The following is a 6,280-nucleotide window of genomic DNA, read 5'->3' as shown; positions in this document are numbered from 1 at the left end:
GTGCCGTTGGTATAACATTTACGTTCATACGCTCCGCGCGTTTTTCGATTTGATTCCGTGCAAACGCACTTTGCTCTAGCGCTGCATGGCTGGCACGGGGCCCGTTCGGATGAAGCCGCCGTCATAGACCGCCCGGATCAGGGAGCGGTGCGGAATCAGGTCGCGACAGGCCTGATCGCCGTAGCTTCGCAGGCGGGCGAAGACCTGGTTGGCTTCGTCGGTGCGGGGGAAGGCGCCGGCCGCCGGTGACAGGTCGGTCTCGAAATTCATGCCGTACAGGATGTACTGATAGCTGAAAAAGGCGAACGACTCGTAGTCGAGAATGAAGTCGTAGCGCGACGGCGGGCGGTGCTTCCACAGGTCGAGCAGGTTCCGCAGGCGCGGCGACAGGCTGGCGGGGAGGGTGTTGTCGCGCCAGAACGGCTCGGTCCGTCGCGTCAGGCAATAATGCAGTTTTATAAAGTCGATGATTGTGTCGTAGCGCCGGATCATCTGGTCGTTGAACATGGCGGCGGACGCGTCGATGGCGCCGGTATGCGGGAAGAACTCGACCAGTTTGTTGATCGCGCTTTCGATCAGCACCATACCGGTGGATTCCAGCGGTTCCAGGAAGCCGGCCGACAACCCGATGGCGACGCAGTTCTTGACCCAGTGCGCGGTGCGATAGCCGGCCTCGAAGCGGATCCGGCGGGTGGGGATATCGCGGGCGTCGGGCAGAGCGCGCCGGACATAGGCGTGCAGAACCTCTTCCGCGCGCTCATCGCTGGAGTGACGGCTGGAATAGACATAACCGACGCCGCGCCGTGACGGCAGGCCGATATCCCACGTCCATCCGGCTTCCTGCGCCGTCGATATGGTGTAGCTTTCGAGGGGACCGTCGGCGGTGGCATAGGGCACCTGGCAGGCCACCGCACGGTCCGTCAGCAGCATGTCGTCGATCGGATGAAAGGGCACTTTCAGCGCCTTGCCCAGCAACTCGGAGCGGAAACCGGTACAGTCGACATAGATGTCGGCCTTGAGCGGACCATGTTCGGACGACACGATATGGTCGATGGCCCCCTCATCATTCAGGACGACATCGCTCAGCATACCGCTCAGGTGCTGCACGCCCAGTTCCTTCGCCCGGCGTGCGAGGATGGCCGCGAACTTGCTGGCGTCAAAATGGTAGGCGTAGTTCAGCGGGCCGGTATAGTTGTCGTGATGCAGCCGTTTGGGCCCGAGACGGGCGTCGGTGACGCGTTTCTGGAAGGTCACGGCCTCGGCCAGGGGCGGGCGTTGCGCCGGATTGTGAAGCAGCCAGTAGGGGACGAGGTTGATGTTTTCGCGCCCGACATGGGGCGGCTCGAACGGGTGAAGATAGTGGCTGTGGTGGCCGTCCTCGGGGGTGAACTCCCAGTCGTCGAAGCGGATGCCCTGTTTGAAGGTGGCGTCGCATTCGCGCATGAACTGGGCTTCTTCGATGCCGATGACGCGCAAGGTATCGCGGATGGTCGGAAAGGTGCCCTCACCGACGCCGATAATGCCGATTTCGGGCGATTCCATCAGGGTAATGGACACCCCGTCAGGCCGGTTACCCATGACCTTTGCCATATAGGCCGCCGTCAGCCAGCCGGCTGATCCGCCGCCCACGATCAGGACACTACGCCCCTTTGATACCGCCGTATCCATGCCCCGGAACCCTGTTCAATTTTCTTATAACTTTGTTCCGAAGATAGGTTGTTTTTGGAGATGTGTCCATCTGCGCGTCACGATCCGGTCACATTCGTTCCGACCGGCCGGGAATGAGGAATTTCGCTGCCGTAATGACCGGTAAGCGGTGACAACCAACCTTGTCAGAGCGCGTGGGACAGGCTAGTTTTTCCCGGTGAAAAAGAAGACGACCCAATGGGGAGAGGTATGAAGACAGTCACATCAATTTTGTTCGGTATTGCGGTTGCGTGCCTGAGCGGTTACGGCACCGCGGCCTGGTCCCAGGCGGCGGGAGATCCCACACCGGAAGACGGTCCCGGCCTGAGCTCGGGGCGGGATGCCGACCTCGTAAAGGACCGTATCCGCGGTTTTGAGACCCGGAAGTCATGGCCGAGATTCAAGGCCATCAGCCCCGAAGCCCAGGTTGCGGCCATGGGGCCGGGTATCAACATCGTCGGCGGCTACGAAGCCTATTGGGAAGGCAAGAAGGGCACGTTCAGCGACGAGGATATGAAGCGCGTCGCAGACGCCGGTTTCAAAACCGTGCGCATTCCGCTGTTCGCCTTCCGCAAGATCTACACAACCCAGGGCAACCTCGATCCAGTCTGGCTGGAACGTCTCGACCACATCATCGACCTGGCGATCAAGAATGACATGACCGTCATCCTGGATGAGCATGATTTCGAGGATTGCGCCAAAGACGCCGATGCCTGTGCCATCCTGCTGGCCAATGTCTGGTACGAACTGGCGGAACGCTACAAGGACGCGCCGAACACTGTCGTCTTCGAACTGCTGAACGAGCCCAACGGCCAGGTCGACGCCGCTATCTGGAACGCCTGGATTCCCGACCTGGTCGGCATTATCCGCGAGACCAACCCGACCCGCAACATCATCGTCGGGCCGGTCATGTGGAACAGCGCCGACCAGCTCGAAAACCTGAAGCTGCCGGAAAACGACCGCAATCTGATCGTCACCTTCCACTACTATACGCCGATGGAGTTCACCCATCAGGGCGCCAGTTGGACTCCGGACTTCCAGAACCTGAAGGACGTCCGCTGGACCGGGTCGCCGGAACAACTGGCGGCCATCAACACCACCTTCGACAAGGTTTCGGCGTGGTCCAAGGCGCACAAGCGCCCGATCCTGCTGGGCGAGTACGGCGCCTACGGCAAGGTCAATACCAACCTTTCCGATCGCGCGTCCTGGACCCGGGCCGTGACCCAGGCGGCCACATCGCGCGGCTTTGCCCGTGCCTACTGGTACTATGAGGACGGCGGCGGTTTCGGCGTCTGGGACGACGAAAAAGGTTGGGTCGGTCCGATCAAGGACGCCCTGCTCGGGAACTGATAGAACCCAGCGTTAAGTCTTGGCCGCCCTGGCGCTACAGCGTCAGGGCGGTTTCGAGTTTCTGGAGGCCTTCATCGAGCAGAGCATCGCTGATGGTCAGCGGCGCCAGGAGCCGAATGGTGTTGCCGTAGACGCCGCATGACAGCAGGATCAGACCGTGTTCCTGGGCTTTCGTACAGGTATTTTTAGTCGCGGCGGCATCGGGTGCGAACGACCCGCACTCGGTCGTGATGTCGAAGGCGATCATGGCGCCCAGGCCGCGGATCGCCGACATGGGGACGATGTCGTTGCGCTGGGCCAGGGCTTCGAGACGGGCCTTGATCTTCGCGCCCTGGCGGTTGGCAGCGTCCAGCAGGTTTTCTTCTTCTATGACGTCCAGAACGGCCAGCGCGGCGGCGCAGGCCACCGGATTGCCGCCATAGGTGCCGCCCAGTCCGCCGGTGACGGGGGCGTCCATGACCTCAGCGCGACCGACCACGCCCGACAGCGGATAGCCGCCGGCCAGGGACTTGGCCATGGTCATCAGGTCCGGTTTAACGTCGTAGTTTTCCATGGCGAACAGCTTGCCGGTGCGGCCAAAGCCGGTCTGAACCTCGTCGGCGATCAGCAGGATACCGTGGTCGTCGCAGATTTTGCGTAAAGCGCGCATCAGTTCCGGCGGCGTGATCAGGAAGCCGCCTTCACCCTGAACCGGCTCGATGATGATGGCGGCGACGGCGTCCGGCGCGATGTCGGCCTTGAACAGATAGTCGAGCATCTTTAGCGTGTCGGCGGTGTCGATACCCCCACCTGAACCACCACTTGCTTCTACCGGGAAGGGGAGGTGGTAGATACCGGGCTGTTGCGGACCCAGGTCCTTCTTGTACGGGACGACCTTGCCGGTCAGGGCCGAGGTCAGGGCAGTGCGGCCATGGAATCCACCGGTAAAGGCGATGACGCCATCGCGGCGGGTGTGGGCGCGGGCGATCTTGACGGCGTTTTCGACGGCTTCGGCGCCGGTGGTGAACAGGACCGACTTGGCCGGACCGTCGATCGGCGCCAGCGCATTGAGCCGCTCGGCCAGGGCGATATAGGCCTCATAGGGCACGACCTGGAAGGCGGTGTGGGTGAAGGCGTTCATCTGGGCCAGGGCGGCGGCCTGGACCTTGGGGTGGCGGTGGCCGGTGTTGAGCACGGCGATGCCGCCGGCGAAGTCGATGAAGCGGTTGCCGTCGGCATCCCACAATTCGGCGTTCTCGGCACGGCCGGCGTAGAGCGAGGTGGCGTGGCCGATGCCGCGGGGAATGGCAGCGGCGCGGCGGGCGGCGAGATCGGAATTGGCGGTCATGACGGGCTCCTTGTGGCAAGCTCGGCATAGCATATTGTGATCACAATTTTCCAGTGGCGCGTGCTGAAAGGTAGGAAAGAGGAACACGGAAAACACGAAGGCCGCTTGCGCGGCGACACGGAAAGGCACTGAAATTCGACGCTGAACCGCGCGAAGCGCCTTTCTTTCATGCACAATTAGAAGGCGCTTCGCGCGGGAGATGGTTCAACCGGAATTCCGTGACGTCGGTGTCGCCGCGTAGCGGCCTCTGTGGTTTCGGTGTTCCTCTTGCCTCGGTTCAGAACGATCTCAGTGCACATTGCTCATATCGACCGCGCTTTTGGGCTTGGGCAAGGTCCAGGCCATGAAGGCGCACAGGGCGAAGATCACGGCCGCCCCCGTGAAGATCTCATTCGTCGCCAGCATTATCGCCTGACCCTGGACCATGTTGTTCACGGTCGCCAGGGCCGCCGCGGGCGACAGGCCGCCGCCGGTTATGAGGTCGATGGCGCCCTGGGCATTGGGCATGTTCTCAGCCAGCCGGGCGTGGTTGGCATTGGCCGAGTTCTCCCACGCCGTCGCCACGAAGGAGGTCGCGACCGCCCCCGCCATGGTGCGGATGAAGTTCTGCAGGCCCGCCGCCGATGCGGTTTCTTCCGGGTTCACCGCGCCCATCGAGACCTGGATCAGCGGCATGAAGAAGAAGGGCATGCCGGCGCCGGCCAGGAAGATCCAGATGCCGATCTGGCCGAAGCTCATATCGGTATTGGCCTGGGAACGCATAAATGTGATCAGGGCCAGCCACATGACGCCGCAGAAGATGACCTTGCGCGGATCAAAACGGACCGCAAGCTGAGAGGCGATCGGCGCCGCCACAATGGCCAGAATCCCGATCAGGCCCGCCGCATTGCCGGCTGAGGTCGCCGTCCAGCCGAGATTGGTCTGCATCCACAGAGGTGCAATGACATTGATGGCAAAGAACGACCCGATCATCATCGCCATGCACACCATGGCCAGGGCAAACCCCCGATGGCGGAAAACGCGCAGATTGACGATGGGGTTGGCGTCCGTCAGCTCCCAGATCAGGAAGGCGATGAAGCCCAGCACGGCGGTCACGGCCAGGGCAATGATCAGGCCCGACTCGAACCATTCATGCTCCTTGCCCAGGTCCAGCATCAGTTGCAGCGAACCGACCCACAGGATCAGAAGACCAAGACCGACGACGTCGACCCGGGCCTTGACCGTGCGGGTTTCCTGGCTGAACAGGACGCGCCACACCAGAAAGCCCGCAGCGATGGCGACGGGGACATTGACCAGGAAGATCGAACCCCAGCCAAAATTCTCGACCAGTTGGCCGCCCAGGACCGGGCCGGCGATCGGCGCGGTCAGGGTGGTCACCGCCCACAGCGCCATGGCCATGGGTTGTTGTTTCTTGGGGAAGATGGTCAGCAGCAGGGTTTGCGACAGCGGCATCAGCGGCCCGCCGCAGAGGCCCTGCAGGATACGGCCCAGGATCAGGCTCTCAAAATTGGGTGCTATCCCGCACAACAGCGAGGTGATGCCAAAGCCGATCAGGGCCACTGAGAAGGTCCGCACCGTGCCGAAACGCATGGCCAGCCAGCCGGTCAGCGGTACGGCGATGGCTTCGGCCACGGCGTAGGAGGTGATGACCCAGGTGCCTTGCGCGTTCGACACGCCCAGTGAACCGGCGATGTGCGGCACCGAGACATTGGCGATCGACACGTCGAGAATGGCGACGAAGTTGGCAAGCGCCAGGAGGATGCCGCACATCCAGAGCGTCAGGCCCTGGAGCTGTACGGGTTCCTTGTAGGGTTCGGCCTTAGCCGTGGCAGCGGACATTTGGGAGCGTCCTTGAATATATACACGAGCCGTAGGCTCTTTTCTGCTCTCCTCCCCTGTTCGGCTGCCGCCGAGGCC

Annotated in this window: 4 protein-coding genes; 1 reads left to right on the top strand and 3 read right to left on the bottom strand. The window is 62.3% G+C overall.

Annotation, left to right across the window (positions count from 1 at the left end; all coding sequences use genetic code 11):
• Positions 1-75: 75 nt before the first annotated feature.
• Complete coding sequence (locus ABI_RS14620) at positions 76-1,668, bottom strand: tryptophan halogenase family protein (RefSeq protein ID WP_006273806.1); 1,593 nt, start codon at positions 1,666-1,668, stop codon at positions 76-78.
• Positions 1,669-1,896: 228 nt separating this feature from the next.
• Here ABI_RS14620 and ABI_RS14615 point away from each other — a divergent pair, with 228 nt between their 5' ends.
• Positions 1,897-3,036, top strand: a complete 1,140-nt coding sequence (locus ABI_RS14615) for a glycoside hydrolase family 5 protein (RefSeq protein WP_006273805.1) — start codon at positions 1,897-1,899, stop codon at positions 3,034-3,036.
• Positions 3,037-3,070: 34 nt separating this feature from the next.
• Here ABI_RS14615 and gabT read toward each other — a convergent pair whose 3' ends face one another.
• Together gabT and ABI_RS14605 are read right to left on the bottom strand one after the other, a co-directional pair.
• Complete coding sequence (gabT, locus tag ABI_RS14610) at positions 3,071-4,363, bottom strand: 4-aminobutyrate--2-oxoglutarate transaminase (RefSeq protein WP_006273804.1); 1,293 nt, start codon at positions 4,361-4,363, stop codon at positions 3,071-3,073.
• A gap of 288 nt (positions 4,364-4,651) precedes the next feature.
• Positions 4,652-6,202, bottom strand: a complete 1,551-nt coding sequence (locus ABI_RS14605) for a DHA2 family efflux MFS transporter permease subunit (protein WP_006273803.1) — start codon at positions 6,200-6,202, stop codon at positions 4,652-4,654.
• Positions 6,203-6,280: the final 78 nt, after the last annotated feature.

This window comes from Asticcacaulis biprosthecium C19 (assembly GCF_000204015.1).
GTDB lineage: Bacteria > Pseudomonadota > Alphaproteobacteria > Caulobacterales > Caulobacteraceae > Asticcacaulis > Asticcacaulis biprosthecius.
The sequence above is the reverse complement of the archived record's forward strand: the minus strand, read 5'-3'. Positions and strand labels throughout refer to the sequence as shown.

What these genes read in the sequence shown, in the direction of transcription:
- ABI_RS14620 (WP_006273806.1), bottom strand. Translation starts at nt 1,668, where the DNA reads ATGGATACGGCGGTATCAAAGGGGCGTAGTGTCCTGATCGTGGGCGGC.
- ABI_RS14615 (WP_006273805.1), top strand. Translation starts at nt 1,897, where the DNA reads ATGAAGACAGTCACATCAATTTTGTTCGGTATTGCGGTTGCGTGCCTG.
- gabT (WP_006273804.1), bottom strand. Translation starts at nt 4,363, where the DNA reads ATGACCGCCAATTCCGATCTCGCCGCCCGCCGCGCCGCTGCCATTCCC.
- ABI_RS14605 (WP_006273803.1), bottom strand. Translation starts at nt 6,202, where the DNA reads ATGTCCGCTGCCACGGCTAAGGCCGAACCCTACAAGGAACCCGTACAG.